Origin of the sequence: Knoellia flava TL1, from assembly GCF_000768675.1 — a bacterium.
Lineage (GTDB): Bacteria > Actinomycetota > Actinomycetes > Actinomycetales > Dermatophilaceae > Knoellia > Knoellia flava.
Genome location: NZ_AVPI01000077.1, coordinates 77070 through 103765, shown reverse-complemented (window position 1 = coordinate 103765; position 26696 = coordinate 77070). Strand labels below are relative to the sequence as shown.

The 26696-nt window shown below is 68.6% G+C and carries 26 protein-coding genes; 6 read left to right on the top strand and 20 right to left on the bottom strand.

The features are described from left to right. Window positions 1-36: 36 nt before the first annotated feature. From N798_RS18825 to ftsE, 3 genes are all read right to left on the bottom strand, one after another. Window positions 37-1368 carry a M23 family metallopeptidase gene (locus N798_RS18825; protein WP_035950644.1) on the bottom strand — a complete coding sequence of 444 codons (1332 nt, stop codon included), beginning with the start codon at window positions 1366-1368 and terminating at the stop codon, window positions 37-39. Window positions 1369-1651: 283 nt separating this feature from the next. Beyond that, the gene (gene ftsX, locus N798_RS16300; RefSeq protein WP_035950642.1) at window positions 1652-2557 is read right to left on the bottom strand and encodes a permease-like cell division protein FtsX; all 906 of its coding nucleotides are present in this window, start codon (window positions 2555-2557) and stop codon (window positions 1652-1654) included. Further along, a complete protein-coding gene (ftsE, locus tag N798_RS16295) occupies window positions 2554-3348 on the bottom strand; it encodes a cell division ATP-binding protein FtsE (RefSeq protein WP_084100918.1) in 795 nt (264 codons plus the stop codon). The genes ftsX and ftsE overlap by 4 nt, the downstream gene beginning before the upstream one ends. 159 nt (window positions 3349-3507) lie before the next feature. Here ftsE and N798_RS17635 point away from each other — a divergent pair, with 159 nt between their 5' ends. Together N798_RS17635 and N798_RS16285 are read left to right on the top strand one after the other, a co-directional pair. After that, window positions 3508-4107 carry a MarR family winged helix-turn-helix transcriptional regulator gene (locus tag N798_RS17635; RefSeq protein WP_052117466.1) on the top strand — a complete coding sequence of 200 codons (600 nt, stop codon included), beginning with the start codon at window positions 3508-3510 and terminating at the stop codon, window positions 4105-4107. Continuing rightward, on the top strand, window positions 4104-5681 hold the full coding sequence (locus tag N798_RS16285) for an MDR family MFS transporter (protein ID WP_035950641.1): 1578 nt from the start codon (window positions 4104-4106) through the stop codon (window positions 5679-5681). The genes N798_RS17635 and N798_RS16285 overlap by 4 nt, the downstream gene beginning before the upstream one ends. A gap of 119 nt (window positions 5682-5800) precedes the next feature. Here the strand turns inward: N798_RS16285 and N798_RS16280 are convergent, their stop codons facing one another. Then, window positions 5801-7207 carry a D-(-)-3-hydroxybutyrate oligomer hydrolase gene (locus tag N798_RS16280; RefSeq protein WP_229708313.1) on the bottom strand — a complete coding sequence of 469 codons (1407 nt, stop codon included), beginning with the start codon at window positions 7205-7207 and terminating at the stop codon, window positions 5801-5803. 420 nt (window positions 7208-7627) lie between these two features. Here N798_RS16280 and N798_RS16275 point away from each other — a divergent pair, with 420 nt between their 5' ends. Beyond that, complete coding sequence (locus tag N798_RS16275) at window positions 7628-8650, top strand: helix-turn-helix domain-containing protein (RefSeq protein WP_156971785.1); 1023 nt, start codon at window positions 7628-7630, stop codon at window positions 8648-8650. Window positions 8651-8652: 2 nt separating this feature from the next. Here N798_RS16275 and N798_RS16270 read toward each other — a convergent pair whose 3' ends face one another. The 11 genes from N798_RS16270 to N798_RS16220 all read right to left on the bottom strand — a co-directional run bounded on the left by N798_RS16270 (window position 8653) and on the right by N798_RS16220 (window position 17744). Then, window positions 8653-9744 carry an FtsX-like permease family protein gene (locus N798_RS16270; protein WP_035950636.1) on the bottom strand — a complete coding sequence of 364 codons (1092 nt, stop codon included), beginning with the start codon at window positions 9742-9744 and terminating at the stop codon, window positions 8653-8655. Beyond that, the gene (locus N798_RS16265; RefSeq protein ID WP_229708314.1) at window positions 9741-10424 is read right to left on the bottom strand and encodes an ABC transporter ATP-binding protein; all 684 of its coding nucleotides are present in this window, start codon (window positions 10422-10424) and stop codon (window positions 9741-9743) included. The genes N798_RS16270 and N798_RS16265 overlap by 4 nt, the downstream gene beginning before the upstream one ends. Continuing rightward, the gene (locus tag N798_RS18820; protein WP_156971784.1) at window positions 10417-11520 is read right to left on the bottom strand and encodes a peptidoglycan-binding protein; all 1104 of its coding nucleotides are present in this window, start codon (window positions 11518-11520) and stop codon (window positions 10417-10419) included. Before N798_RS18820 ends, N798_RS16265 begins: the two co-directional genes overlap by 8 nt. Continuing rightward, entirely contained in the window at window positions 11520-12053 is a 534-nt protein-coding gene (locus tag N798_RS16255) for a hypothetical protein (RefSeq protein WP_035950634.1), read from the bottom strand. The genes N798_RS18820 and N798_RS16255 overlap by 1 nt, the downstream gene beginning before the upstream one ends. Beyond that, on the bottom strand, window positions 12050-12361 hold the full coding sequence (locus N798_RS16250) for a hypothetical protein (RefSeq protein WP_035950632.1): 312 nt from the start codon (window positions 12359-12361) through the stop codon (window positions 12050-12052). The genes N798_RS16255 and N798_RS16250 overlap by 4 nt, the downstream gene beginning before the upstream one ends. After that, window positions 12361-13953, bottom strand: coding sequence for a hypothetical protein (locus N798_RS16245; protein WP_156971783.1), 1593 nt, complete (start codon window positions 13951-13953; stop codon window positions 12361-12363). The genes N798_RS16250 and N798_RS16245 overlap by 1 nt, the downstream gene beginning before the upstream one ends. A 101-nt stretch (window positions 13954-14054) precedes the next feature. Further along, window positions 14055-14510 (bottom strand): hypothetical protein, encoded by a 456-nt coding sequence (locus tag N798_RS17625; RefSeq protein WP_052117464.1) that lies wholly within the window; start codon window positions 14508-14510, stop codon window positions 14055-14057. A 227-nt stretch (window positions 14511-14737) separates the two neighbouring features. Continuing rightward, complete coding sequence (locus N798_RS16235) at window positions 14738-15214, bottom strand: TY-Chap domain-containing protein (RefSeq protein ID WP_035950629.1); 477 nt, start codon at window positions 15212-15214, stop codon at window positions 14738-14740. A gap of 38 nt (window positions 15215-15252) precedes the next feature. After that, window positions 15253-16365 (bottom strand): peptide chain release factor 2, encoded by a 1113-nt coding sequence (gene prfB / locus N798_RS16230; RefSeq protein WP_035950627.1) that lies wholly within the window; start codon window positions 16363-16365, stop codon window positions 15253-15255. A gap of 146 nt (window positions 16366-16511) precedes the next feature. Continuing rightward, a complete protein-coding gene (locus tag N798_RS16225) occupies window positions 16512-16925 on the bottom strand; it encodes a hypothetical protein (protein ID WP_035950624.1) in 414 nt (137 codons plus the stop codon). A 171-nt stretch (window positions 16926-17096) separates the two neighbouring features. After that, window positions 17097-17744, bottom strand: coding sequence for a Pr6Pr family membrane protein (locus N798_RS16220; protein WP_035950621.1), 648 nt, complete (start codon window positions 17742-17744; stop codon window positions 17097-17099). A 940-nt stretch (window positions 17745-18684) separates the two neighbouring features. On the opposite strand from N798_RS16220, the gene N798_RS18255 reads away from it, so the two are divergent. The 3 genes from N798_RS18255 to N798_RS18245 are packed head-to-tail and all read left to right on the top strand — an operon-like array spanning window position 18685 to window position 20875. Beyond that, the gene (locus N798_RS18255) at window positions 18685-19224 is read left to right on the top strand and encodes a hypothetical protein (protein WP_156971782.1); all 540 of its coding nucleotides are present in this window, start codon (window positions 18685-18687) and stop codon (window positions 19222-19224) included. A gap of 3 nt (window positions 19225-19227) precedes the next feature. Next, window positions 19228-19872, top strand: a complete 645-nt coding sequence (locus N798_RS18250; protein ID WP_156971781.1) for a hypothetical protein — start codon at window positions 19228-19230, stop codon at window positions 19870-19872. A 13-nt stretch (window positions 19873-19885) separates the two neighbouring features. Further along, on the top strand, window positions 19886-20875 hold the full coding sequence (locus tag N798_RS18245) for a hypothetical protein (RefSeq protein WP_156971780.1): 990 nt from the start codon (window positions 19886-19888) through the stop codon (window positions 20873-20875). A gap of 292 nt (window positions 20876-21167) precedes the next feature. Here N798_RS18245 and N798_RS16205 read toward each other — a convergent pair whose 3' ends face one another. From N798_RS16205 to N798_RS17620, 5 genes are all read right to left on the bottom strand, one after another. Further along, a complete protein-coding gene (locus tag N798_RS16205; RefSeq protein WP_035950612.1) occupies window positions 21168-21884 on the bottom strand; it encodes a PaeR7I family type II restriction endonuclease in 717 nt (238 codons plus the stop codon). Next, window positions 21871-23532, bottom strand: coding sequence for an Eco57I restriction-modification methylase domain-containing protein (locus N798_RS16200; RefSeq protein ID WP_035950609.1), 1662 nt, complete (start codon window positions 23530-23532; stop codon window positions 21871-21873). The genes N798_RS16205 and N798_RS16200 overlap by 14 nt, the downstream gene beginning before the upstream one ends. Window positions 23533-23652: 120 nt before the next feature. Then, window positions 23653-23931 (bottom strand): hypothetical protein, encoded by a 279-nt coding sequence (locus N798_RS16195; protein ID WP_035950606.1) that lies wholly within the window; start codon window positions 23929-23931, stop codon window positions 23653-23655. Between the two features lie 1656 nt (window positions 23932-25587). Further along, on the bottom strand, window positions 25588-26058 hold the full coding sequence (locus tag N798_RS18940) for a hypothetical protein (protein WP_188450356.1): 471 nt from the start codon (window positions 26056-26058) through the stop codon (window positions 25588-25590). A 231-nt stretch (window positions 26059-26289) separates the two neighbouring features. Continuing rightward, the gene (locus tag N798_RS17620) at window positions 26290-26625 is read right to left on the bottom strand and encodes a hypothetical protein (protein ID WP_052117463.1); all 336 of its coding nucleotides are present in this window, start codon (window positions 26623-26625) and stop codon (window positions 26290-26292) included. Window positions 26626-26696 lie beyond the last annotated feature (71 nt).

Sequence of the window (26696 nt, the reverse complement as noted above, 5' to 3'; positions counted from 1 at the left end):
TGTTCGCACGGCGCCCCGCGGTGTGGCGAGCACGCCTCAGAGGTAGTTGCGCGGGTCGACGAAGTTGCCGTCCTCGTAGACCTCGAAGTGGAGGTGGCATCCGTTGGAGTTGCCGGTGGAGCCCTCGTAGCCGACGACGGTGCCGCGACCCACGCGGCCGCCGTGGGTCTTGATCGAGCGGAGGTGGTTGTAGGTCGTCGCCAGGTGGACGCCGCCGATGACCCCGTGGTCGATGATGACGCGGTAGCCGTAGCCGCTGTTGTAGCCGGCCTCGATGACGGTGCCCGCTGCGGCCGCCTTGATCGGCGTCCCGCAGGGAGCGGCGTAGTCGCGACCGCTGTGCAGGCGCCACACGTGCTGGATCGGGTGGAACCGCATGCCGAACTCGGAGCTGATCCAACCCTTGGTCGTGGGTGCGCTGAGCGGTCCGCCGCTCGAGCCTGCGCTGGAGCCGCTGGAGCCACTCGAGCCGCTGCTGGACCCCCCGCCACCCTTGCTCTTGTTGCGAGCGGCGCGGGCCGCGGCGTCGGCCTTGGCCTTGGCGTTGGCGGCAGCACGGATCTTCGCGGCGCGCAGGGCTGCGGCGGCGCGGGCCTTGATGACGGCGCCGAGTCGGGCGGACTCCGCCTGGGCCGCGGCGAGACGTCCCTGCTCGGCGACGGACTGTGCCTTGACGGTGGCCGCCTGCCTGGTCTGCTGCGCGGCGAGCGCGTCGAGGGCGGCCTTGGCGGCCGTGGCCCGGTCACGCGCGGCGTTGGCGGCCGACAGCGTCGCCTCGGCCTTGCGCTTGGCCTTCTCGGAGTCGGCGCGCAGGGCCGAGAGGTGGTCCTCCTGCGCCGTCTGCGATGCCTTGGCCGTCGCCAGCTTGACCATCGACTGGCCCTGGAGGTCCATGACGGTGCCGATGAGGGCGATGCGGTCGGCGAACTGCTGCGGCGTCGTCGACGTCATTGCCATGTCGAGCTCGCCGAAGCCCTGCTCCTGGTAGATCTGCGCGGCGAACTGGGCCACCTGGCCACGGCTCTCGCGGATCTCCTTGCTCGTGGCGGCGAGCTCGTCCTGCGCCTTGGTCTCGTTGGCCTGCGCGACCTCGAGCTCCTGGGCGGCCATGGCGTTGGCGACCTCGGCCCGCGATGCGGCCGCCTGGGCCTGCGTCAGCGCCGCCTGGGCACCGGGGAGCCGGGCCTGGGTCGTGCGCAGAGCGATGTAGGCGTTGGCGAGGTCGGCGTTGGTCTCGTGGAGGTCCTCACGCAGCTGGTTGATCTGCGCGTCGACGCTGCGCTTCTGCTTCGACGGGTCGGGGTCGGCACTCGGCGAGGCCGAGACCGGGGCCACCATGGCGAGGGAGGCCAGCAGGGCCACCGACATGCCGGTCACTCGGCGCGCGGAGGCGGTGCGGGGCGCAGGGGTTCGCCACATGGTCACCATTGGTAACACGAGTCACCTCCGTTTGGGAACATTTCCGGGCAAGGTCCTGGCCCGGATGTCGGGTGGCGGCTCGTCCACGTGGCGCCGAGGGGCCACCTCCATGGTGGCTGACTAGTCACCGCCGCGCTGGCGAATCGCCGCTTTTCGTGCGGGGTGCCGGGCGGACTTCGACGGTCCGAGCGGGGCCGAGCGGAGCCGAGCGGGCCGAGCAGGCCCGAGCGGCTCAGACGCGCAGGTAGCGGCGCAGGGTGACGACGCTCGTGAGCACGGCGATGAAGATGACCCCGCCGAAGAGCCAGGGCGTGAGCGCCCAGACGTCGCCGGCGCCGATGAGCGCCTTGTTGAGGACCACCTGGTTGAAGCCGGCGTTGAAGATGAGCCTCAGCCCGACCCAGAGCATCCCGACCGCGAGCGCCACGCCGAGCGTGGCCACGACGAGCATCTCGAGGATGAACGGCATACGGATCGTCCAGTTCGAGGCGCCGACGAGACGCATGATCCCGATCTCTCGCCGTCGGATGAAGGCAGCCTGCCGGATCGTCGTCGCCATGAGCAGCGTCGCGCAGATGACCATGAGGCCGGCGAGGAAGACCGAGAAGCCGGTGATCCAGTTGATGATCTGGAAGAACCGCTTGAGGACCTTCTCCTGGTCCTGGACGCTCGCGACCCCTGGTGCGCGTTCGAACTGGCTCGTGACGACGGCATACTTCGTCGGGTCCGAGAGCTGGACGCGGAAGCTCTGCGGGATGTCCCCGAGCTGGACGTTGCCGGTGATGGGGCTGTTGCGGAACTGCTCCTTGAAGCGCTCGAACGCCTGTTCCTCGGACTCCTGGAAGACCGCCTTGACCTCGGGCAGTGCCTCGAGCTGGGTCCTGATGCTCTGCTCCTGCGCCTCGGTCGCGGCCTGGCCCTGGCAGTTGGGCTGGAGCGAGTTGTCGGTGCAGAGGTAGATCGAGACCTGGATGCGGTCGTACCAGTAGCCCTTCATCGTGTCGGCCTGCCGCTGGGCGAGCAGCCCGAGGCCGAGCAGGAACATCGACACCATCGTCACGAGGATGACCGAGAGGGCCATCGAGAGGTTGCGCCGCAGGCCCGACCAGACCTCGCCGGCGATGAACCCGGCCCTCATCGGTCCTCCCCTCCGAACCGCTCGGGGTCGAGGTCGCCGATCTCCTCGGCGACCTCCGCGTCCTCGACGGCCTCGGGGTCCTCGACCGGGGACTCCTCCGGGACCACGGGCGCGAGGTAGGTGCCGTGCTGCTCGTCGCGCACGATCCGGCCCTCGTCGAGCTGGACGACCCGGCGGCGGAGCTGGTTGACCGTGTCGGCGTCGTGCGTCGCCATGACCACCGTCGTGCCCGTCCGGTTGACGCGGTCGAGGAGGTGGACGATGTCGAGGCTGATCTTGGGGTCGAGGTTGCCGGTCGGCTCGTCGCACAGGAGGATCTGCGGCTTGTTGACGATCGCCCGGGCGATGGCGACGCGCTGCTGCTCACCACCGGAGAGCTGGTGCGGAAGTCGCTTGCCCTTGCCCTCGAGCCCGACCATCTCGAGGGTCTCCGGGACGAGCTGGCGGATGGCCGACGACGGCTTGCCGATGACCTGGAGCGCGAAGGCGACGTTCTGGTCCACGGTCTTGCCGGGCAGGAGGCGGAAGTCCTGGAAGACGGCGCCGATCTCGCGACGGAAGCGCGGGACCTTGCGCGCCGAGAGCGACCCGAGGTCCTGGCCCGCGACGAGGACCGTGCCCGACGTCGCCCGCTCCTCACGCAGCGCGAGCCGGAGCAGCGTGGACTTGCCGGAGCCGGACGGCCCGACGACGAAGACGAACTCGCCGCGCTCGACGTTGACGTTGACATCGGAGAGCGCGGGCCGGGTCGACCTCGGATAGACCTTGGTGACGTTGTCGAACCGAATCATCGCTGGTGGCAGGCCTCAGGGCTCGGGGGTGGGATCGCCCCGAGCATAGGTTCCGCACCTGTGCCCTCGTGGCACCTCGTGGCAGGACGGCGTGTAACACCCGTGGCCGCTGGGTCTATGAAGTTGCTTGACGCAACCAAAGGGAGTTCAATGGTTGACATGGTCAAGCAATCCCTCGCCGGCGACGAGTTCGAGCTCTTCGCCTCGAGCCTGTTCCGGCTCACCCGCTCGCTGCGGGCGGCGTCGCACCTCTGGCTGCAGCTGCCGGGAGGCCTGTCGCCGACCGACGTCACGCTGCTCAAGGTCCTCGAGGACCACGGCGACGCGCGCTCGGGCTTCATCGCCGAGCGCCTGCACGTCGGACCCTCGGTCATCAGCCGGCAGCTCGTCTCCCTCACCGCCGAGGGCCTCGTCGAACGGCGCAGGGACCCGGCGGACGGCCGGGCCGAGCTCGTCTCGCTCACCCAGGAGGGCCGCGCCCGCCTCGCGTCTCTGCGCCTGGCCTACGTCGAGCGGATGCGTGAGCACTTTACCGACTGGGACGCCGAGACCGCGACCGGCGCGGCCCGCACCCTCGACGAGATCACCGACCACATCATCCCCGCGCTCGGTGGCTCCTCCCCCGCGGTGCGGTCCCGGACCAGCACCGCCCTCGACACCGACGACACCGACAACACGGACAACACCGACCCGCGCACCGCCACCGCCGACGACAGCGACGACACCGACTCGCGCACCGACACCCAAGGACCCGCATGACCGCCACCGCCTCCCCCACCCTCACCCGGGAACCCGAGCTCAGCCACAAGGAGGTGCTCGAGGTCCTCACCGGCCTGCTCTCCATGCTCTTCGTGGCCATGGTGAGCTCGACCATCGTCAGCACCGCCCTGCCGACGATCATCGGCGACCTCCAGGGCAGCCAGACCTCCTACACCTGGGTCGTCACGACGACCCTGCTCGCGATGACCGTCTCGAGCCCGATCTGGTCCAAGCTCGCGGACCTCTTCGACAAGAAGCTCCTCGTGCAGGTCTCGGGCGTGCTCTTCCTCCTGGGATCGCTCGCCGCGGGCTTCGCCCAGAACGTGCCGCAGCTGCTCGGCGCCCGCTCGCTCCAGGGCCTTGGCGTCGGCGGCCTCATGGCCCTCGCCCAGGCGATCATGGGCTCGATCATCCCGCCGCGTGAGCGCGGTCGCTACAGCGGCTACATGGCTGCCGTCATGGCCGTCGCCACGGTCTCGGGCCCGCTCCTCGGAGGTCTGCTCGTCGACAGCGTCGGCTGGCGCTGGTGCTTCTGGGCCGCCGTGCCGATCTCTCTGCTCGGCCTCGCGATGCTCCAGAAGTTCCTCCACCTCCAGCACGTCCGGCGCCGGGTGCGGATCGACTGGTGGGGCGCGGTCCTCATCTCCATCGCCGCGAGCCTGCCGCTCATCTGGGTCTCGTTCGCCGGGCGCAGCTTCGACTGGGTCTCCGTCGAGACGGCCGAGTTCCTCGTCCCGACCGCGCTCGCCGTCGTCGCCCTCGTGTTCGTCGAGCGCCGCCACCCCGAGCCGCTCATCCCGCCGAAGATCCTCCTCGAGCGCACGACGACCCTCGCCATCATCGCGAGCATCGCCGTCGGTATCGCGCAGTTCGGCACGTCGGTCTTCCTCAGCCAGTTCTTCCAGGTGGCGCAGGGCTTCTCGCCGACCGAGGCCGGGCTCCTCATGCTGCCCCTCATCCTCGGCAGCATGGTCGGCGCCACCGTGTCCGGGCAGCTCATCACCCGCACCGGCATCTGGAAGCCCTGGATGCTCGTCGGCACGGTCGTCCTCATCGCCGGCCTGGCGCTCATGGGCCCGACCGACCACACCACGCCCATCTGGCACCTGTCTGCCTACATGGTCCTCATGGGCCTCGGGCAGGGCACGCTCATGCAGAACCTCGTGCTCGTCGTCCAGAACACCGTCGACGTGCGCGACATCGGGGCGGCGAGCGGCGTCGTCAGCTTCTTCCGCTCGCTCGGCGGCACGGTCGGGATCGCCGTCCTCGGCGCCGTGCTCGCGAGCCGGGTCGGCGACCACATCGCCACCGGGCTGCGCGACGCGAAGCTCCCGGTGCCCGCCGACACGAGCGGTGGCGGCGGGAGCCTCGACCTGAGCGCGCTGCCGGAGCAGGTCATCACGATCGTCCGTCACGCCTACGGCGACAGCACCGGCCACATCTTCCTCATCGCCGCCGCGGTCGCGGTCGTCACGCTCGTCGCCGTCGCGCTCATGCCGCACACCGAGCTGCGGACGACGGTCGCCAAGCACGACGAGAAGGACCCGCTCGGCCTCGAGCAGCCCATCGACTGACTGCCGATTCCAGCACCCCCACCCGCGACTGATTGCCCATTTCGTCCGCCGCCGCGGTCCGCTCGCGGTCCCGGTTCGGGACGAAAAGGGCAATCAGTCGTTCATCCCGGGGTCGGGGGTCAGGACAGGGCGCAGGTGTGGAGCAGGTCGCCCGAGGTCGGCCGGGTCACGGTGGCGTCGGCCGGCGGGGTGGTGCCGTCCTCGACCCACGAAGTGAGGGCGTCGAACCCGGAGCGGGCGCACGGCAGGAGCGGACGCAGGCGGTCCGGGAACGCCGGCACGAGCGCGTCGGTGTGGGTGCCGTCCTCGACGCGGTAGTAGCGGTGCAGGTCGCCCTTGCCGGCGTCGTCGATGAGCTCGTCGTAGACGTCGGAGTCGGTGCCGATCGGCAGCAGGGTGTCCATGTCGCCGTGGACCGTGATGAGCTGCTTGCCGATCCGGCCGGTGAGCTCGACCGAGCGGACCGCCTCCTTGACCGACGCCGGGCGGCTCGCGTAGTCGTAGTCGGCGTCGCACTGCGGAGTTCCGCTGGCGCAGTAGGGCGTTCCCGCCTTGGTGTCACCGTCGAAGGTCGGGTCGAACTCCTCGCGGTAGATCCGCTGCGTGAGGTCCCAGTAGACCTGGTGGTGGAAGGGCCACAGGAACTCGCTGCCGGGGGCGAAGCCGGCCGCGATCATCGCCGCGTGGGCCTCGGGACTGCCGGTGGCGGCATACGAGGGGTAGTGCTTGAGCGCGGTCGGCAGGTAGGTGAGGAGGTTCGGGCCGTCCGCGCGGAAGAGCGTGCCCTCCCAGTCGAGGCCGCCGTCGTAGAGGTCGGGGCGGTTCTCGAGCTGCCAGCGGACGAGGTACCCGCCGTTGGAGATGCCGGCCATCCACGTGTGCTTCGGCTTGCTCGCGCGGACCTGCTGGAGGACCTTCTTGGTCGCGACGGTGAGCTCGGTGACGCGCGAGTTCCACTCGCGCACACTGCCGCCCGGCGCCGAGCCGTCGTCGAAGAAGTTGAGGCCGATGTTGCCCTTGTCGGTGCTCGCGAAGGCATAGCCCTTGGAGAGCACCCAGTCCGACCAGATGAAGTCGTTGGCGTACTGCGTGCGGTTGCCCGGTGCGCCCGTGACGACGAGGCCGCCGTTCCAGTCGTCCGGGATGCGGATGACGAACTGGCTGTCGTGGTTCCAGCCGTTGTTCGTGTTCGTCGTCGAGGTGTCCGGGAAGTAGCCGTCGACCTGGATGCCGGGGATGCCCGTCGGGTTGACCGTGCCGGGCGTGTGCAGGCCGGCGAAGTCGGCGGCCTTGCTGTGACCGGTGACGACGGTGCTCGCCGTCGTGAGGTCGTCGAGGCAGGCGACCTTCTGCATCTCGGCGCCGGGGACGGCGATCTTGGACTGGCGGGCGCAGTGGCCGCCACCGGGCTTGTCGCTCGCCCGGTCGGCCGAGGCCTGGGGTGCGGCGACCGTGAGGGTCAGGGTCGTGGCGAGGGCGGCCACGGCCGCCAGGAGGGTGCGTGGAGACGTCGTTGTCGGGCGCATGGGCGTCAGCATCCTCGCGCGCCCGGTCCGTGCCCATGTGACGTGAGGCCACTCCGCGGGACGGGCATGTGTGGTGCGGCGAGGTTTGCTCGCTGTAGCCATTGCCGGAAGTGGACAAGCCGTTAGCGGACAGCCAAACGTCAGCGGGCCGCCGGGCCGGGTGTGACGCTGACGCTGCACCATCCTCACCACAGCCATCACCACCACCAGCAAGGGGAATCACGACATGGCCTTCTTCTCCACCCTCGCCTTCACGCCGTCCTTCGCCGACATCCTCGTCGCCCTCCAGGGCGCACTCTCCGGCGTCAACGGCTTCTGCGTCGTCTGCTGGTGACCCGGACCTGACCCGGGGCCGGCGGCGACGCCCCGACACCGTCCGGGCGCCACGTCGCCCGGACGGTGATCGCCTACCATGACCGCATGCGGCCGGGGCCAACGGAGACGTTCGGGCGGGGCGACGTCCGGGGCGACGTGCTCATCGCGGTCCTCGAGGCCGTCGTCGCCCAGCAGTGGCTCGACGCGGCAGGCATCGCCGCGGTCTGCGGGCTCGACGAGAAGGTCGTCCGCACCAGCCTCGACCACCTCGTCAACCTCGGTGTCATCTCTCCCTCCGACGACGAGGAACCCGGGTGGCGGCTCATCCACCCACGGGCCGCTCTCGGGGGCCTGCTCGCCGAGCGCGAGAAGCTCGCGTCCTTCCACATGGACGAGCTGGCCGACGCACGGCTGCTCGTCGACCGTCTGTCCGGAGTCTTCGGCGGGACCGGCCTGCACCTGGACAGTCCGGGCATCGTCACGCTGCACCGGCGCGAGCAGGTCATGGAGCGCCTCGCCGAGCTCGGCCGGGACGTGCGCGACGAGGTCTGCTCCTTCGTCACGACCCAGCCTTCCGTCGAGGCGGCCGCGGAGGGTCGAGGACTCGACCAGGGCCTGCTCGAGCGCGGCGTCACGCTGCGGATGATCTGCATCGAGGCCTTCTACCGTGACGCTGCCGTGGCCCACCACCTCCTCGACTCGGTGAGCATGGGGGTGAAGATCCGCACCCGACCCACCCTCCCGACACGGCTGCTCGTCTTCGACCGTCGGGTTGCGGTCATCCCGCTCGACTCGGAGGTGGCCGCCGAGGGTGCCGTCGTCGTCGAGCACAGCAGCATCGTCCATCTCTTCCACAGCCTCTTCGAGCTCGTCTGGAAGGACTCCCAGCCGCTCACGGCGAAGGTGCCACCGTCACCGCTCGACGGGCCCCGGCCGATGGAGCTCGCGATCCTCAACATGCTCGCGCTCGGCCACAAGGACGAGGCCATCGCCCGCGCCACCGGCCAGTCCACGCGCACGGTGCGCCGCGTCGTCGCCGGCATCGCGGTGACCCTCGATGCGCGGAGCCGCTTCGACCTCGCCCTGCGGGCTGCAGCCCGGGGATGGATCGACAGCCCCTTCGAGTGACGTCAGGCGGTTCGCAGCACGCGAACCGGGTCGCGCAGGCCGGCGAGGACCGCGGAGGGGACCTGTGCCGAGACGGCCAGCGCCACCGTGGCGACGACGAGGGCCGCCAGGAGCGAGGGATCGACGAGCTGTGCCCAGAGGGCCCACCCGACGGCTGACCCGGCCGCGGCTCCGGCCACGGCACCGAGCGCGATGACGAGGACGCCCTGGGCCACGACGAGTCCCACGATCGCGCCGCGTCCGGCTCCGAGGGCGCGACGCCGTCCGAACTCCTGCCGGCGGCTGTGCACCATGAGCAGGGACAGCAGGCCGAGGACGAGGACACCCGCGCCCATGACGGTGGCGACGATGACGACCGCCCACGCCTCCACGGTCGACCTGACGTCACCGCCGATGGCTGCCGCGTCGGTGGAGCGCTCGACCGTGAGGTCGGTCGGGCCCGTGACGTCGGCGAGTCCGGCCGCACTGCTCACGGTCGCGTCGACGTCGGCGGCCGAGCCGGCCACGACCGTCACCGAGCGCGGCGGCGTCGTGCCGGACCACGGCACGAGGACCGACCTGGGCGCGCGCTCGTGGTCGGGCACGAAGGAGCCCACGACGCTCCACGCGCGCCCGAGGTCGTCGTGCACCCAGCCCCCGGTGGAGTCGATGCCGAGCGCGGCTGCACTGCCGTCGTCGACGACCGCCTCGTCGGGGCCGTTCGGGAGGCGCCCGCTCGTGAGGGTGATCGGCAACCGCGACCAGTCGGCCTCGAGCATGTGTGCCGACGCCCGCGCCCCCTCCGCCAGGCTGCCGTTGCTCACCTCGAACGCCTCGGACGACGACCACGCCCTGGTCACCGTCGAGAGAGACGAGACCCGGCTCGGCATCTCCGGCGGCAGCACGCCCTTGTCCTGGTTGTCGACCAGCACGACGGTGCGGAACTGCTCACGCTCGAAGGCGACGCGCACGGACTCCCGCTGCGCCTGCACCTGCGCGGTGAGCAGGACGACCGCGAGGACGACCGCGCCGGCGAGCCCCCCGAAGAGGATGGAGAAGGCGCGCGAGGCGAGCGCGCTCGACCAGGCCTCGCCGAGGATCGCCGCCGGCCTCACGACAGCACGACCCTGGAGGTGCAGCGGTCGACGACACGGTCGTCGTGCGTGGCGATGACGACGACGGCGCCACGGCGGGCCGCTCCGTCGAGCGCGTCGAGGACCGCCTCGGCGGACGCATGGTCGAGGTTCCCCGTCGGTTCGTCGGCGAAGACGACGCCGGGTTCCATGAGCAGCGCACGACACACACCGATGCGCTGGGCCTGGCCGCCGGAAACCTCGCCGGGGCGCGCGTCCGCCTGGAGGGCGACCCCCATCGACTCGAGCAGACCGAGCGCACGTGGAACCCACCGCTTCGGTGGGTGGCCGGCATACCGGGCGGGTTCGAGGACGGAGTCGAGGATGCGGCGACGCGGGTCGAGGACGACGTCCTGGAAGACGAAGCCACAGGTCCGGGCCCGCAGCAGCGAGCGCTCCGCGTCAGCCAGCTCGCCGAGGTCGACGCCGTCGAGCCGGACCGTCCCCGACCACGGCCGGAGCAGTCCGGCGAGGAGGTAGAGCAGGGTGCTCTTGCCCCGGCCGGAGGGTCCGGTCAGCGCCACGACCTCACCGGGCCGCAGATCGAGGTCGACCCCGTCGAGGACGGGGACGTCACGCCGGTAGCCGTAGGTGAGGTCCCTGGCGACGACCCTCGGCGCGCCCGTGTGCTCAGCCACGGGGACGACGACGGTCTCAGCCACGGGGAGCCTCGTTGACGAGGATCCGCTCCCCCACGCGCAGCCCGGTGACGATCGACAGCCCACCGGCCGTCGCCTCCACGGTGACGGGCCTTCGGGTGCCGTCGACGCCGCGCACATATGTCGCTCCGTCGGCACCGGTGAGGACGGCGCGCACCGGGACTCCCGTGCCGGTGCGCGACGGGACGACCGCGACGTCGACCGTGACGCTCCTGCTCAGCGCCGACCCGAGAAGCGACGCGCACGGACCGGCGCTGGCGCACAAGGGTTCCCGGCCGTCCGGACCGGCGACGTCGAGGGTCATGGCCTGCTCAGCCTGCTCGGCGTCCGGACCGGACGAGACGGCTGCGGAGGCGCCGGTCACCCGACCCGTCACCTGGCCCAGTGTCAGAGGTGCACCCGGTGGCACCAGCTTGGCTTGGGCGGGCGTGACGCGGACGTCGAGAGTCGGCGCGCCACCAGCGGTGAGCACGGGCCTGTCGTCGGCGGTCACCCGGTTGCCGACGGCGGCCGTCGTGGCCGGCCGTACCCGAGCCGGCAGCTCCGGGAGCCACATGACCTCCGAGGGCTGGACGACACCGGTCTGCGTGACCCCCAGCGACTTCTGCCAGGCCTTGACCGCGGAGCGCACGGCCGGCGAGAACGTCGTGCTGGCAGCGCAGGACGTGAGCACCTTCTCGGTGCAGAGGAAGCGACGCAGCTGCGCGACGTCCGGCCCGACGGTGCCCACCTGGAGCGGGCGGAAGGCCGGCACGGTGCCCTGCCCCGCCACGATCGGGTGCAGGTCCACCTCGGCCACGACGTCGCCGGAGGAGACGGTCCGGCCCTGCGAGGGAGGCAGCGCGGTGAGCATGCCTGCCACACCCACGAGCGGTCCGGGACTGTCCACGAGGCGGAGCGTCGCCGGCAGCCTGAGGGTCCGGCCGACCCGCTCCTGCTTGACGGTCCACTCGACGGCGGCCGGGCCGGCGACGACGCCGGCGCTCGCCCGCTCGACACCGGCGAGGCTGCTGCGGCCGGCGACGAAGGCCGTGCCCGGGATGACGAGGAGCGCCACGACGCCGGCGAGTCGGCGTCCCAGCCGCGCGGTCGCGCGCATCACTGCGCCTCGAGGGCCGCGACCTCGTCGGGGCACAGCCCGGCGGCGCGCTCCATCGTGACCTCCTCGGCCGCGGACAGCACGTTGAAGGCGCCGTCCTTCTCGACGAAGACCGCCTCCGTCGGCCAGGCCGCCATCGTGATCCCCTTGGTGGTGAGGCAGGCGTGGAGGCGCGACATCGATGCGTACTGCGCGGTGAGGCTCGCCCCGGCGGCGACGACCGTGCCGTCGGCCTCGAGGTCGCGCAGGCACTGGCTGCGTGCCGTCGTGTAGCTCGCCCCCTGCGTGTCCTCGGGGTCCTTGAACTCGATGGCCCCCCCGGCGCCGCGCGTCACCGCGAAGCCCTGGTCCATGAGGCACCGGTAGAGCGCGTCGTTCGCCGCGGCGTCGTCGGTCGTGCGGGAGACCGCAGGGGCGGGCGCGGGATCCGCGCTCGTGCACGCCGTCGTCCCGAGCCCGACGACGAGGAGGACGCCGGCCGCGCCCAGGGTGCGCAAGGCCCGACGAGCGAGCGCGGGAGGAAGCAGGTTCATCGGAACACCTCGGTTCTCTCGATGGAGCAGGTCTCTGGTTCGTCCGGTCGGGAGTCGGTGACGATGGCGGTCGCACCGGGGTCCACGTCGTTCGAGGAGTAGGCCTCGCGCTCGGTGTCGCCGGCCCGCTCGAAGGCCACGTGGACGGTGTAGCGCTCGACCTCGCTGGCCCGGTTCGTCACGGTCACCTCGACCGTGCCGGCGGGGCACGCCACGGACACCTCGGGCGGGGGCGCGTCGGAGCCGCAGCCGCTGAGACCGAGGAGGAGCACGGCGAGCCCGGCGAGCGATCGCGTGCGCGAGGACATCACGCCACGCCTCCGACGGAGGGGGCGGCCTCGGCGGCCGAGGCGGCCGACGGGAGGGCGTCCGGCAGGTCCAGCGCGGCATACGAGTCGTCGACGTTGCACACCGACGAGGAGGCCGCGGACTCGCGGAGGTAGCCGTCGAAGTCTCCGCGGCACCCACCCCAACGACCCCGGAGGGCGGCCGAGACCACCGAGGGCGCGAGTGGCCATGCCCCCTCGATGTCGTGCAGCGCGAGGGAGCCGGTGACGAGGATGGAGCTCTCGATCTCGGCGGCCGGCCGGCTCGTGAGGCCCTTGCGGAGCACGGGCAGCAGCGCCGCGACCTGCCGGTCCTCCTTGGCGGCGACGCCCCTCGCCCGGAGGAACCTGGCGAGGGTCGGGGCGGCCACGTCGGGGCTGACCTCCTGCCACCGGGTGACGGCGGTGGGGGCGAGTCCGCGGTAGGGCATCGGCACGGCCAGCGCCCGGGCGTACTCCGCCAGCTGGGTCCAGGCCACAGCCTGCTCCAGCGTCATGGGACCGGTCCCGGGCACGAGTGTGGTGACGGCCTCGTCGACCACCTTCTGCCGTTCGTCGGCAGGGACCGACGCCGGGTCGAGCAGCGCGAGGGTGGCGGTGACGGCGAGGCCGTGCAGTGCGTCGACCGCGCGCTGCCCGGAGAGGGTGCGGGCGAGCTCCGCGCGGCCACCCTTGCCGAGGAAGTCGTCGAGGTCCTGTCGTCCGGAGTGGTAGCGGACCATGCGGAAGGTCGAGCCGACCGAGCCGTTGAACTCGGGCACCTCGAGCACGGACCCGTCGGGCAGGACCCGGCGTGAGTCGAAGCGGGCGAGCACCGCGCGGGCAGTCTCGAGGCGGCCGGCGGCGGCATAGGCCCGGGTGAGGTAGTAGAGCACCCAGTCGTCGGTGCGGGCAGCCGCGAGAAGGCTCGGGACGAGGCCCGCGTTGTGGACCTCCGGCGGCTCACCCCCGAGTCCGCGGAGCATGAGCAGCAGCGCCGCCTCGCGAGGGCTGTCGGTGCGGGCGCGCTCGGGAAGGGTGGGCAAGGGCGCGCCGGAGACACCGTCCCGGCGAGCGAGGACCGCGGCCGCGACGTGCTGCCCGAGTGCGTCCGCCCCCGTGCGGGCCGCCTCCAGTCGGCTGCGGTCGGCAGCCGAGAGGACGGCTCGCCCCCCGCGGGCGCGGTCAAGGTCGTCGGCCATCCACACCTGCAGCCACTCGCCCGAGGCGATCGCCAGGGCCCACCCGGTCGGTGGCGTGGACCCGTCCCCCGAACCGGCACCCACCGGTTCGGAGCCCTGCGCCACGAGCCACGCCGCCTCGAGGGGCGAGGACTCGTCGGCGAGCAGGGCGGGGGTGTCCTTCGCCGCCCACGGGGTGCGGTCGAGGGCGCCACCGGCCTGGGCGGTGGCGAGTGCCCGGAGCATGCCGGCCTCGCGGGACTCCCCCACGGCGCTCCAGAGCTCGGGCGGGAAGTAGAGGCCGTTCGAGGAGCGGAAGGACGCGCCGGCGACTGCGGCCCCGGGCGCGGCCGCACCGCCCTCGTCGTCCGAACTCGGTCGGCAGGCGGTGAGCGAGGCCACGACGGCCGCCACGAGGGCGGCTCCGACGAGCCGACGGACGCCGTGCGGCCGTAGGCTTGCCGAGGGCCGGGCCCCCTCCATTGCGGGGAGGGGGCCCGGTGTCGAGCTCATCGTCACCAAGTGGTCCAGCCGGAGCTGGGGTCGGCTGCGGCGGTGTCGAGGCGCGAACGCGACGCGACGGAGACCGAGAACACGCTGGGGCGGGCGACGCCGGCCATGTAGTTGTAGCGGCCGTAGCCCGACTCCCTGGCCGTCGCCAATGTGGTCGAGTTGCCGGTGATCGTGGCACCCGCGTCGGCGGAGATCGTGATCGAGACGCTGATGCCGTTGGCCTTGACGTCACCGCGGTGGGTGAAGCTCTTCGAGTTGGACATCGAGGTCTCGGCGTCCCAGCTGCACGAGCTCCAGTAGAGGTTGCACGACCACGCCTTGACGTAGTAGTTCGTGCCACCGACGTAGACGGAGCTGCTCGACGTGAACGCCTGTGCCGGCGCCGCGACCAAGGTGGCCCCGGCCAGGGCCGCCCCCGCAGTTGCTGCGAAGACGGACCGACGGAGGATCTTGTTCATACCTTCCCCTTTCGTCGTCCCCCACCTCGTTGTGGTGGGACTGGCTGCAACGTAGGTCCGGCTGCAAGAGGGGGACAAGGACTTCGGGACGGCGCGGCTCGCACCGCTGCCGGCACACAAAATCGGGAAGGTGAATTCCGCTGTTGCACAGCAGAATTCGCTGGTTTCAGCGCGGTAGTCTCGAGGGTGTCAACTACCGGTCATGGCCCTTTGGGACGGCGTCTGTGTCACGCCTCGGCGGCGTAGACGACGTCGCGCAGGGTGCGGGTCACGAGCTCGGCCGCCGCCTGCGCGTCGTCCCTCGAGAGGTATGCCGTCTGCGTCACGTCGTCGGGGAACCACCGGTTCCAGACCCGCTCCTCCATGGAGATCGGTCCGGGCTCGCGCCACCCGATCTCCGCCAGCGTCGACTCCTCGTCGGGGCTGAAGAAGAAGTCGCCGCCGAACTCCTCGCTGCCGACGAGCTCGCAGACGGCGTGGTCCTCGTCCCGCCGCACCCGCACCCACGGAGCCATGTCCTCGTAGCGGGCCGGGATGACCCCGAAGAACCTCGCCTTGCGCACGAGGTGCGGTCGCGGGAACTCCGAGACCGTGACGGTGACGGAGTCGCCGTCGGCGAGCGACCGGATCGTGGCGGCGAGGTCACGGGACCACGCGCCCCAGTCGACCGGTCCCCCGGGAGGTGGCTCCACGGCATACGTCATGGGTTGCTCCCGTCAGATCCACTGCCCCGCTACGGGACTCAGTCCTCGGCCTTGCGCTCGGCGATCTGCCAGCGGATGCCGGCCTCGATGAAGCCGTCGATGTCGCCGTCGAAGACCGCGGTGGGGTTGCCGGTCTCGTACTCGGTCCGCAGGTCCTTGACCATCTGGTAGGGGTTGAGGACGTAGGAGCGCATCTGGTCGCCCCAGCTCGCCTTGACGTCACCGGCGAGCTCCTTGCGCTCGGCGGCCTCCTCGGCGCGCTTGAGCAGGAGGAGGCGGGACTGCATGACGCGCAGCGCGGCGGCGCGGTTCTGGATCTGCGACTTCTCGTTCTGCATCGAGACGACCGTGCCCGTGGGGATGTGGGTCATGCGCACCGCGGAGTCGGTCGTGTTGACCGACTGGCCGCCGGGGCCTGATGAGCGGAAGACGTCGATCTTGAGCTCGTTCTCGGGGATGTCGATGGAGTCGGTCTGCTCGATGAGGGGGATGACCTCGACGGCGGCGAAGCTCGTCTGACGGCGACCCTGGTTGTCGAAGGGGCTGATCCTCACGAGGCGGTGCGTGCCGCCCTCGACGGAGAGGTTGCCGTAGGCATAGGGGACGTTGACCTCGAAGGTCGCCGACTTGATGCCGGCCTCCTCGGCGTAGGACGTGTCCATGACCTTGGTCGGGTAGCCGTGGCGCTCGGCCCAGCGGAGGTACATGCGCATGAGCATCTCGGCGAAGTCCGCGGCGTCGACGCCACCGGCGCCGGCGCGGATCGTCACGACGGCCTCGCGCTCGTCCCACTCACCGGACAGCAGGGTGCGCACCTCGAGCTCGCCGACGGCCTTCTTGACCTTGACGAGCTCCTTCTCGGCCTCGGCGAGGGTCTCGGCGTCGTTCTCCTCCTGGCCCATCTCGACGAGGACCTCGAGGTCGTCGATGCGGGCGTCCATGCCGGTGACGCGGTCGAACTCGGCCTTGGCCCGGGAGAGGGCGGAGGTGACCGCCTGCGCCTTCTCCTGGTCGTCCCAGAGGTCGGGGGCCGCCGCCTGGCTCTCGAGGTCGCTGATCTGGGCCTCGAGCGCGGTCAGGTCGGTGACCTCGCGCACGGAGGTCATCGTCGTGCGCAGGTCCTTGATCTCTTGGGTGAAGTCGGTGGCCACGAGAGCCAAGACTACGTGCCCGTATGCCGTGTCCTCACCACGCGCCGCCCGCCGTCGCCCCATCGTCGGTCCGTGGCCTGTGTGCTGGTGGACGAGTGACGGGTGACCGACCCTGTCCCGGCCACCCGCCACCGCCCCCCGCGTCTTTACATGGGCGGCTCGACACCGCAGGTGTCGTAGGCGCCGATGATCGAGTCGCCGTAGGCCGGGAAGATGTGGTCGATGCCGTGGCCGTCCGCGTTGTTGGGACCGCCGACGAGACCGTCCTTGCCGGCACGGATCTTGATGGTGAACGACGCGGGGACTCCGCTGGCTTCGAGCTCCCCGAGGATGCACTCGCCGGTCTCTGCGTCGTACATGTCCTCTGCCACCTCCCCGGCGATGATGTCCGAGACGTGAAGCGTGAACCAGGCCTGGGACTTGGAGCCGGCCATCTCGTTGCCCTTGTCGGAGCGGCTGGCGTTGTAGCACTCGTGGGCTGCAGCTCCTGTGGCGGTCGCGAGGCCCAGTGCCGCGGTGAGCGCCACGGACTTGACCAGGCGCGAGGCGAAGTGGTGCATGACGGATCCCCTTCTCGGAGCACCGCCGTGGTGACGGGAGCGTCGCCTGGGTGCGGCAGGCTCCTGACCCACGATCGTTCTCCTGCACGCGAAGGGCTGTCCGAGGATTGTCGGAAATGCCCGTAGCCCGTCGGAGGCATTTTGCTTTCCTCCGTTCGGGTCAGTTTCGGGTCAGCGTCGCCCTTCTGGGAGTCGCCGGTCGGCCGCGATGAACCCCCACGTCAGCGCGACGAAGAGGACGGCGACCCCGGCACAGGCGGCCAGTGCGCCGGCGTAGCCGTGCAGCCCGACGTCGAGGAACGGGTAGGGGTACCAGCCGGTCACCGCTCCCCTCACCAATGTGTAGGCGAGCCATCCGACCGGGTAGGCGAGCGAGGCGAGGAGCAGCCGGCGCTCCGCCTTGCCACGCGGCCCGAAGGCGGCCCAGCCGACGAAGGCGAGCAGCGGCACGACGACGTGGAGCAGCTTGTCGGCGAGCCAGTCGGCGCCGTCGAGGTCGAGCAGCGGCCGCAGGAGGAACCAGTGGACGAGCCCGGTCACGGTGATGCCCACGATCGCGTTGAGCCGGAGCACCTTCCACCACGTCGGGTAGCGGTCCTGCGCCAGCGCGAGCGTCGTCGTCGTCACGGCGACGAGCAAGTTGGTGAGGATCGTGAAGTAGGAGATGTAGCGGATGAGCCGCGTGCTCAGTCCCGGCGGCGCCGCGTCGTCGAGCACGACGCTGCCCCGCACGACGAGGACGAGCTGCAGCAGCAGGGCCACCCAGGCCACGACGGCAGTGAGAAGGTGCCAGGAGCGGGCCGACCGCGCGGTGTCCACGGGGTCATTGTCGCTGCGTCTCCCGCCGAAACACCGCAACCTCGGCCTTCGCGAAGGTGGGACGGCGTGGCGTGGATGCGCGCGGCTACCGGACGAGGTCGGCGCGGGCGCGTGAGGTGACGGTGATCGTCACGCCGTCACCGAGGAGCCAGCCGACGAACGGCACGTCGGCGACCCCGGACAAGCTGACGACGGCGCTCGTCCCGTCGGGGGTGCCGGTGCTGCTGCCGAGACCCCACTCGGTCAGTGTCTCGGGCCGGGGGTCGGCGCGACACGTAGTCGGCCGCGGTCTGCTGGACGGTCGCGTTGCTCAGCGGGACCGCCTCACCGACACCACCTCGGTATGCCGCGGACGCCAGTGGTGAGGCGTGGCGACGCGGAACAGGCGATGTCGAGCGAGCCCACGTCCGTTAACTCCTGGCCTGAAACGGGCTCCGCGCCGGCATCACCCTTCACCGGCCCAACCTCGGCGAAAACCGAGCAACGGTAGGCACCATCCGCAAGGCACAGACCGAACGGGCGACCGTCGTCGACAGCCAGAGGTCACTCCGCGCCGGACACGAGATCCGCGCCCCCGTCGTTGGGTAGCTGAACCTCACCTACTTTGCCGGTAGGCGTCAGCTGGCCCTACCCAGCAGCGCCTCACCGCCAGCCATGGGGCACCCACCCACACCATTCCCCGGCCGAAGAAAAAGTTCCCCGGGGGTTAACCCATTGCCGGGAGGCTGCCGCCGAGGGCCTGGCGGGGAGCCCCTCCCCTTGCCGCGCGGCCTACACCTCCGGGTTAGGCGCGATATCTCCCCCAAGTTTCTCCACCAAGCCAGAAGGGATGCACGATGACCGACGACGCCGATGCCACGAGCGCTGACCCAGTGTCGGTGCTGGTGGCCCTCTGCGCTGGGGCCTCGCGCTTCCGCGACCAGCCCTCGATGCACCCAGCATGGCGCCCAAGAACTCCGTATGCCATCACCCGTCGGTGGGCGGTGGCATGATGCCGTACGTGTCGACAAAGCAGCTCGTCGTGCAGCCCGGCCCGTCCGGCGCGGAGCTTCTTGACGCGGTCGACCAGAGGGTCGATGCCCGGCCGTGGGACTACGAGGATAAGGAAAATGGCACTCGGCCGAAGATCCTCGGAACCCGGGGGCTACTTGAGTTGGCACACGAGTTGGCTCAACATGGGTACCGCATCTCTGAACTGGACCTTCGAGATTCAAACTTTGAGCCTCTGCCGTCGGAGCTGGAAGAAGGACTCGAAGCGTCACTGAAGAACATCGTGAAATTGCACGGTTCCTTAGAATCGGCTGATTTGGTCATTCTCGAAAATGATGCTGTGGTGGTTAGCATAACGGCCCGGATACCGCACTCTGCGGAGGAACTGCAAGTAAACCGGGATGGAGAGATTCGATACCGGCGAGATGAGTCGTTCAAACGTTTCCGCGAGGATCTTGAGCGGGCTCTCGGCTACGGGACCGGATCCTGACAGGTGAAATCATGGTTCGGCCCGATCGACGGGCTGCTGCGCACTGCCACCGCCTTATTAAGCTACCTTGCGGTCTTGTGGATCAAAGAGGAATTCGGGTGGACTCCTCCGTTCCTAGCCGCACAAGCGTTCGCAGTCGTTGTGGCATTAGCCCTCTCGGGGCTCGCAAGCACGAGAATTTGGAAGATTCCTTCTCTGAAGCTGGTGTGGAAGAGTGACAAAGTCGTCGTTGAGGACCGTGTGTTCTCCATTCGCTCTAGCGACTCTCGAAAGCGACGTCTCATCACACACGAGGTTCAAGCCCCTGACCGGTCCTTGCTTTCTTGGATCCTGATGCGTCGCCTGTCCAAGGAGCAGGTGTGGCTCTACATCCGGGTGATACCTGATGGGGTGTTTCACCTCAGCGAGGACATGTCGCCGACGAACATCACGTTCCAGATGGCGACAGCAGGCTTTGAACACAACTTGCCTGACCTTGACCAGGTCGGGACGGTGGCGCTTACGCGCGTCGAGTGGGAACCGGTGAGCAAGGGCCTCCCCGTCCGCTGCAAGGTAAAATATGCGCTGCGATCTTCTAGTAGAAGAGGACGCGCGCTCGCGCGTCTGGTACACCTTGACGCCTCGGTGAAGGCCGTCGAGCTGAGCTAGACATGGGGGACGCATGCCGACGACGACATCTGGACAGATCTCGGTAACGCCAGTCCGAATACTGACGAGCGCACCTTTAGAGGACATCGCGGCCGCCTTAAGGGACGCCCGCTACACCGGGGAACCAGGCACCCGCGGATGGGGTTCGGTCAGGGACGACACCGACCAACTTATCGGGCAGGTACTCCGCAACCGTCCCACCGGTGGCCGCCCAGAGCCAGTTCTTGAGTCGGAGGACTACCCCGACCAGGTGCGCGCACGGCTCTACTGGGACGAGCCTGACCGAACACTGGAACGCGTGTTCGGCGTAGAGGCGGACAGCCGAGTCACTGCCCGGCTTAGAGCCGCGGACATCACATTCGCCGAGGGCGTTGAGGATGGCGAAGTGCTGGGTTTGCTAGGCGAGAGAAATGACACGCGCCTTCGAGCCCACGTCATTCCTGCAGTGGAAGACCTACTACAGAGCGTGGACGACTCGGCCGCAGTGATGCGTGACTCAAACGACTTAGAATTCGGAGACGACGACTTTTTCCGGTGGATTCTGTATCGCGCCACCCATGACCCGCAACTGAACGACGACCTAGAAGTCGTCAACGTCCGGTCGATGTCCAATCAGGATATGGCCTATCGACCTACCAACATGTCGCGAGGCGTGGAGATGGACCGGCCGGAGTTGCTCGCGCTTCTAGCTGGCACTCTTAACCGATTTGGCCCTGCCAAATTTGTTGTTTGGTCCGAAGCGCTCTCTTTGCGCGCCTCGCTGGAGGTCACGGCAAGCGGTCAGTTTTCAATATATCGGGGACAGAGCGAATATGACCTTGCGTTGGACGAGGAGATGACGCATGAGGAGGAAGGCCTGAAGCTGCTGCAGGACACGGCATTTGAGTTGCTTCCTGAGTTAAAGCGAGTGCATAGCGCGGATTCTGAATGGAGGCGGACCAACCGCCAAGCGTTCACACAAGAGGCACGCGACCTGCTGCGCGACATACTTGCACGGCTCTGAGCTCACTCATCGATGAGCATCGTTGGCGTGCCCAGCATCGACGTCAATGCCGTTAGGTAGAGGAACCGCTGCGTGGCTTCTCAGCTCTACCGACTCAGGGGCGGAATTGCAGGCGGGGCGCCGGTGAGGACAGCGCCGGAGAGGAGGACCATCGCCCCGATCGTGGACGAGTAGGCTTGGATCGACTCAGGTCGGGCCTCCACACACGTCCGCGATTCGATTCTCAGGACTTTGGGGAGTCGGCTGGGCCTGGGGTCCACCAATACAATGCGAGGAGCTTAGAAAGCCAAACCTATCCAAGGACTTGCAGGGCGAACTGGACGCGTGCCTCTATCTGGGTGCGGAGTGTTGCCGCCGTCGCGGTCGGCACCGGCTCGTAGTAGCCGATGGAACTGTCCGCGTTGATCCAGGTAGTAAGCATCCATGCCGCGTTGTAGACGTTGGTGGCGATAAATCGTTGGACCGCAATCTCGTATTGGGACGCGTAGGTCATCGGCTCGAACTCCGGGTCGACTGAAAACAGCGGTGCGCGGTTGAACTTGTAACCCACGGGGGCGCCGGTCTCACAGTTGGCGTTGAAGGTCATGCACCAGGCGGCCCACACACCCAGATCGCCATACACGCCTGAGTAGTCCTGCACCGTGTGTGCATCGACCGCGCTCCCGACCGCTTCCTCAAGTCGGTTGTTCGCGTTGTTGCCCGGACTCGACTCCTGCGACTTCAGCTCGACGACGCCCACGAGGTGGCCCTTACGCATCGCCACCACGTCCCACTCCTTGGAGCGTCGGTAGAAGCCTGGAACGGCGCGATCGAGCACCACGTCGCTCGAGTCGAGCCCCGCGTCGATGAACATTTGGCGCACGAATGTAGCCATGCTCTGCATGTGAAGGGCATCTCGCGCTTGAGCACCGGTGTTGGAGCGCCCTGCGGCCGCAAGACGCTGCGCGGACTCGCCTCGCCTCGCCCAGAAATTGATGAGTAGCGGCTCGATCTCGTCAGGTTGTAGCAACGGGTGTCTCCATTAGCTCGTAGTGCGCAGGGTCGATGGAGTATGCCTGCGCAGCGGCGAGCGTCGCAGCAGAAACGTCACGTTGGCGGAAAGCCGTTCGAAGCGCCTCGGCAGTTGCTTCGCTCACAGAGCCCGGATCGGGCACTCGGATCTTCTTCAAGTATTGCGACTGGAAGCGCAGCGTGCCGCCACGCATTCGGACGCAGTAGGCCTCGATGAATGCCTGCGCAATCCGCGACAACAGCAGTCCGCCCAGAACCTCCATATCCCAAGAGTCCGAGGTGACGTAGTACAGATTGTGGTGCGGATAGTGGCCACCCGGTTCGAGCACCGGGTGGATGTGCGCCTTCATGTCCTGCAGGAGCAACTTGGGCTTCTCAGTGAGGCCGGGCGTCACCTTGTCGATCGTGCGATGCCATGAAGCGGGGGCCTTCTTGGCGACGTGCCGGTCTTTCAAGCCGGGATGCTCGCTGAGGTACGCCGCCATGCGGGGATAGTCCGCAAGGTCGACCAATTGGCCATCGGAGTCCCAAGGGTTGACGAGGTAGTTGCCCTGCCACTCGAATTCGCCTCGCATGAGGTCACGCCGCATCGCTAGTGGCAACATCCGGTCGGGCTCGGCCACGTTTGGGTTCTTCGTGACGTACACCTTGTCTGCGCCGGAGGCAACGCCGATCGAGACCTTGGTGCCCGTGTTCGGGTTGTGAAGCGGCTCGAAATTGTCATTCAGCAGCTCGATCAAGGCCAGTCGGGCCGGCGAGCCCGTCGGCCACAGTTCCGACCCTTCAAACCAATGCGGCACTCTGTGAGCCGCTACGCCTACGTCGGAAAAGCCGCTGGATCCTTCCGCGTTCTGTGCCCACTCAAGCAGCGTTACTGCACTCGACGCCCCGAAGGCGGACGTAGTGTCGGCAACAACGACAGAACCCTGAGGGCGTCGGCTCATGACAGTGATTGCGGGGTAGGCGGAGACCTGGGCCTCGAACGCGTCCACGTCGTGCATCGTCCACACCTGCTCAACCGCAAAGCCATCAGAGACGAATGCCCGCAGCGGTGCGCCGTACTGGTTACGCATCCACCTGTCGGCGCAGATGAAACCGACCCGGCCACCCTGCTTGAGCATGAGCAGCGAGCGCTCGTAGAAGCCAACGTAGATGTCGCCTCGACCACGCATTGTCGGCCAGCCGAGCCGATAGGCCGTCGCCACCGCCGAGGGAAGGTCGTCGTACCGGATGTACGGCGGGTTCCCGACCACAACGTCGACCGGCTCTTCATCAACCGGGTCAATCAAGAAGTCAGCGACCTTGACCCACTGCTCCGACAGCTTCACAGCAACTAATGAATCGACCCCAGCCGCGAGCAACAGATCGACGCACTTCCGTCGAGACACATCGACGTGCTCGGGCTGCAAGTCGTAGGCACGAATCGCACCGGCCAGCACGTCTAGCGGAACACCATGACGCTTCGCGCTCGCGATCAGCCGCTCGACGATCGGGCCCAGAAAGGCACCTGAACCACAAGACGGCTCGCACAGCCGAAGGGTCGTCAAGTCGGCCTCGGACGAGTAACCGACAGCGTCCAAGATGGTGTCCACTACCCATCGGCGCGTGAAGATCTCTCCGTAGTTGGTCCAGTCAGAGTCGGGCACAGCCTGACCCTAGCTGCGAGGCCTGACAGCGGCTTGACGCGGACTCATCATGCGCCCGTGCCCACGATCAGCAGCTGCTCGTCAGTCGATGTTCTGCCGCGCTTCGGGCTGGCAGGACGGTCACCTTTTCATCGCCGAGCGGAGCACCGCCCGCTGTACGTCGAGCGGTGCATCGAGGTAGGCCTTACCGGCTAGAGGGTTGAGAACCATGGCCGCCGAGGACTGCTGGAGGTCCGAGGCGAGGCGGGCGTCGGCCGGACGACTTGGGCATCCGCTCGACGAGGTCGCGCACCTCGCGGCGGTGAGCAGAATCGTCGCCGTCTCGGGGACCAGCGGCTGGTCTATTCTCCGGGGGCCGTTGCCGCCTCGCTGAGGCTCCACCTCGACGTCGACGCCCACGACACCTTGGCCGATATCCGAGTTCCCACCTTCTCATTCACTCAACTCAGAACATGGAGATACCGGTGGAGTGCGGTCGCGAGATGGCCGACCAGATCCTTGGCGCTGAGCTGTTGGAGCGCGCTGGCTCGGACCACCTGTCCTGGCTCGGGGACCAAGACGAAACGTTGCGGGCCATCCGCGACCCTGCTCGCGAGGACACCGTGGCGACCGCTGTGCCCGCCGGCCGTGTAGGGCACTACCTCGGCCCAAGAGCGGATGGGGGAGCAACACTGATGCCGAGATGGACTGGTTCGACTTCTCGTGGGCGGCAACACCAATCGGAAATCGCCCAACGCCTCTACCTGTCGCCGCGCATCGTCGAGACTCACGTCGCCCAAGTTATGCAGACGCTCGGCCTTGCCCGCCGAGCCGAGATCGCCGCAGAAGGCAGCCGACAAGGCCTTTGACGAGAGCGAGGCGTACACGGGAGCCATCAGTCGGTGTCATCAGCCGTCGATCAGCGCGACTGTTCGCGACGATGATGGACACATCTTCCTGATTCAGGTTCAACCGTTAGTTGCGCGGACCCATGGCCCACGCCCTGACACCGCTGACGCGTGATGTCGTGGCCGGAATACCGAGCCGCGGTGGGCTTCAACAACGGTGTAACGGGTCAGGGGCTCGTGATAGATAGGCGACATCGCCGCGTTCGCGCTGCGCCAGTTGATCCCGGCTGAACGCCTTGGCAATCTGAAGCCGCGGAAAGCTACCTTCACAACCCGCCGTAAGCGGTCATTGATCCATGCCTCTGCGCCTGCGCGTTATGTCGTTGCAGGGACGGTGTACGCCAACCCAGGCCCCCGGCTTAGAGATGATGAGAGATCTGTCACCGGTGCACGGCTCCTGCGTGCCGCGCTTGGTCTCGGGTCATGGCTCCACACAGGGGACAGGTCTCAAGTGCGGCTCGCTCGAGCCAGTCCTCGAAGTTCTCCACCGTCCAGAGCCGCCGCTTCGAGGACACCTGAGGAGCGATAAGGAATCCCGTCGATACCCACTTGCAGAGCGTGGGTACTGGCACGCGTAGTCGATCGCTGATTTGAGTGATCGTGACGTGCTTGTCGATCTGGAACTTGTTTGTGAAAGGGCCATGTTCTCGTGTTGCGCGCTGCACCCGCTCGACGCTGACGCCGTGCTCCCGAGCCACTTGAGCAGCCGACTTGCCAGCCCATCGCTCTCGCACCCAGACAGCTACGGTCTCCCGAGAGGGAGTACCAGCGCGGGGAAACGGGCCATACGGTTTGGTCACGCGAGAGACCCATTGATGGCAGACGCCTTCTCGACGGGCTATGGCGGCGGTGCTGACGCCCTCCAACCGCTCAAGAGCCCACGGGTGTGTCGCAACCATCGCGACAGGCTATCTATCAGGTGGTCGTGCGAGGCGGGTGAACCTGTCTCGATTCTCGTTCGGGTGAACGCCTTGCTGCCTCACCCAACGGACTGGGCGGATCGGCCTCTTGGGTTTGAGCGTTTCGCAGCACACATCAGGTCACGACAAGCCGTTTGCGTGGTTGACGGCCTAATCGCGTGTTGGACGATGCCCTGTTGCTCCCGACGGGTAGTCGATCATTGCCTGGTGGTTGTGCAAGGTATACCGGCGATCCAGCAGTCAGCGCATCACCAAGGAATCAATCGAGCTGCCCACGCTAAGACTGAATCGATCTGGTTCTCTGCCATCGTCATGGCGACCGCAAATAGACCCGCAGCCATTAGGCAGACGAGTACTCCACCCGGGACGTCGCCTCGTTCCTTGTCAGAGAAGACGCAGCCTGTGCCTGCGCGCTGGGTCGATCCTGCGGAGCGAGAAAAGCCGGCTGGCACTCGATCTTTGATCCAGATCTCCTCGACCGTCGGGTCGTCGAAGTACTGCTGCAGCGGTCCGAACCCGGCGACGGTGTCCCACACCGACTTCTCCGCCTGCGTGACGTCACTGAGGACGGGCATGCCGCCGTGCATCGAGCGCTGGTCGTAGTCGGCGACGGCGTCGCGTACGAGCCGCTGCACGGCCTTCGGGTCGCGGGCGGGGTCGACCCCGGAGCGACGGACGAGCTCACGAACCTCGGCCTCCACGGTGCGCACGGCGTCCACGACGCGCCCCCTTCCCCAGTGCTGCGCGCGCTCGCCTTCCCGGCTCACGCGCGACCTCCGACCCTGACCCGTCGGTCCCACCGACCCGGCCATGCAAGCAGGATTCGGCCTTAGCGCCGTGGCGTTGTCCACAGCCCCTCGGTCGAACCCAGACCACAGGCTAACCAGCCACGCGGGACCCAGCCACTCGAGCGGCGGCACGCCGACCTCCCCGCCGCGCGGCCACCGCCCTTATGCCCGCCGACCTCCGGCTGTCCGGCCCCGCGCCCTCGGCGCCCCCCGGTGGGACATGCGACGCATCACGAGCACGACGACGACCGTCGTGACGGCGCCGGCCACCAGCACACCGCTGCGCGCCAGCCTGTCGACCGGCTGGGCCTCCCCGCTCGACCCGAGGACGACCTCGCTGACGACGATCCCGACGGCGGTGCACGCGAGCGCCGTGACGGCCATGGCGTCCAGGCGATGGGCGACGCCGTTACCGACGAGCAGCCCGGCAACCGCGCCGAACGCCAGCGACAGGGCGACGAGCGTGCCGAGACCACGCAGGCCCAGGTCCCAGTCCATCGCGCACCTCCTCGATGCCTGCGTCCAGCGTGGGCCGGTGGCGCCGACCGGAACAGAGGCCTTCGGCCCCG

Excerpts from the sequence above, each read along its gene's own strand:
- N798_RS18255 (WP_156971782.1), top strand. The coding sequence starts at position 18,685 with ATGGCGCCCAAGAACTCCGTATGCCATCACCCGTCGGTGGGCGGTGGC.
- N798_RS17635 (WP_052117466.1), top strand. The coding sequence starts at position 3,508 with ATGGTCAAGCAATCCCTCGCCGGCGACGAGTTCGAGCTCTTCGCCTCG.
- N798_RS16225 (WP_035950624.1), bottom strand. The coding sequence starts at position 16,925 with ATGCACCACTTCGCCTCGCGCCTGGTCAAGTCCGTGGCGCTCACCGCG.
- N798_RS18825 (WP_035950644.1), bottom strand. The coding sequence starts at position 1,368 with ATGTCGGTGGCCCTGCTGGCCTCCCTCGCCATGGTGGCCCCGGTCTCG.
- N798_RS17625 (WP_052117464.1), bottom strand. The coding sequence starts at position 14,510 with ATGAACAAGATCCTCCGTCGGTCCGTCTTCGCAGCAACTGCGGGGGCG.
- N798_RS16235 (WP_035950629.1), bottom strand. The coding sequence starts at position 15,214 with ATGACGTATGCCGTGGAGCCACCTCCCGGGGGACCGGTCGACTGGGGC.
- N798_RS16280 (WP_229708313.1), bottom strand. The coding sequence starts at position 7,207 with ATGCGCCCGACAACGACGTCTCCACGCACCCTCCTGGCGGCCGTGGCC.
- N798_RS16255 (WP_035950634.1), bottom strand. The coding sequence starts at position 12,053 with ATGAACCTGCTTCCTCCCGCGCTCGCTCGTCGGGCCTTGCGCACCCTG.
- N798_RS16275 (WP_156971785.1), top strand. The coding sequence starts at position 7,628 with ATGCGGCCGGGGCCAACGGAGACGTTCGGGCGGGGCGACGTCCGGGGC.
- N798_RS18245 (WP_156971780.1), top strand. The coding sequence starts at position 19,886 with ATGCCGACGACGACATCTGGACAGATCTCGGTAACGCCAGTCCGAATA.
- ftsE (WP_084100918.1), bottom strand. The coding sequence starts at position 3,348 with ATGATTCGGTTCGACAACGTCACCAAGGTCTATCCGAGGTCGACCCGG.
- N798_RS16285 (WP_035950641.1), top strand. The coding sequence starts at position 4,104 with ATGACCGCCACCGCCTCCCCCACCCTCACCCGGGAACCCGAGCTCAGC.
- N798_RS18820 (WP_156971784.1), bottom strand. The coding sequence starts at position 11,520 with ATGCGCGCGACCGCGCGGCTGGGACGCCGACTCGCCGGCGTCGTGGCG.
- N798_RS17620 (WP_052117463.1), bottom strand. The coding sequence starts at position 26,625 with ATGGACTGGGACCTGGGCCTGCGTGGTCTCGGCACGCTCGTCGCCCTG.
- N798_RS16250 (WP_035950632.1), bottom strand. The coding sequence starts at position 12,361 with ATGTCCTCGCGCACGCGATCGCTCGCCGGGCTCGCCGTGCTCCTCCTC.
- ftsX (WP_035950642.1), bottom strand. The coding sequence starts at position 2,557 with ATGAGGGCCGGGTTCATCGCCGGCGAGGTCTGGTCGGGCCTGCGGCGC.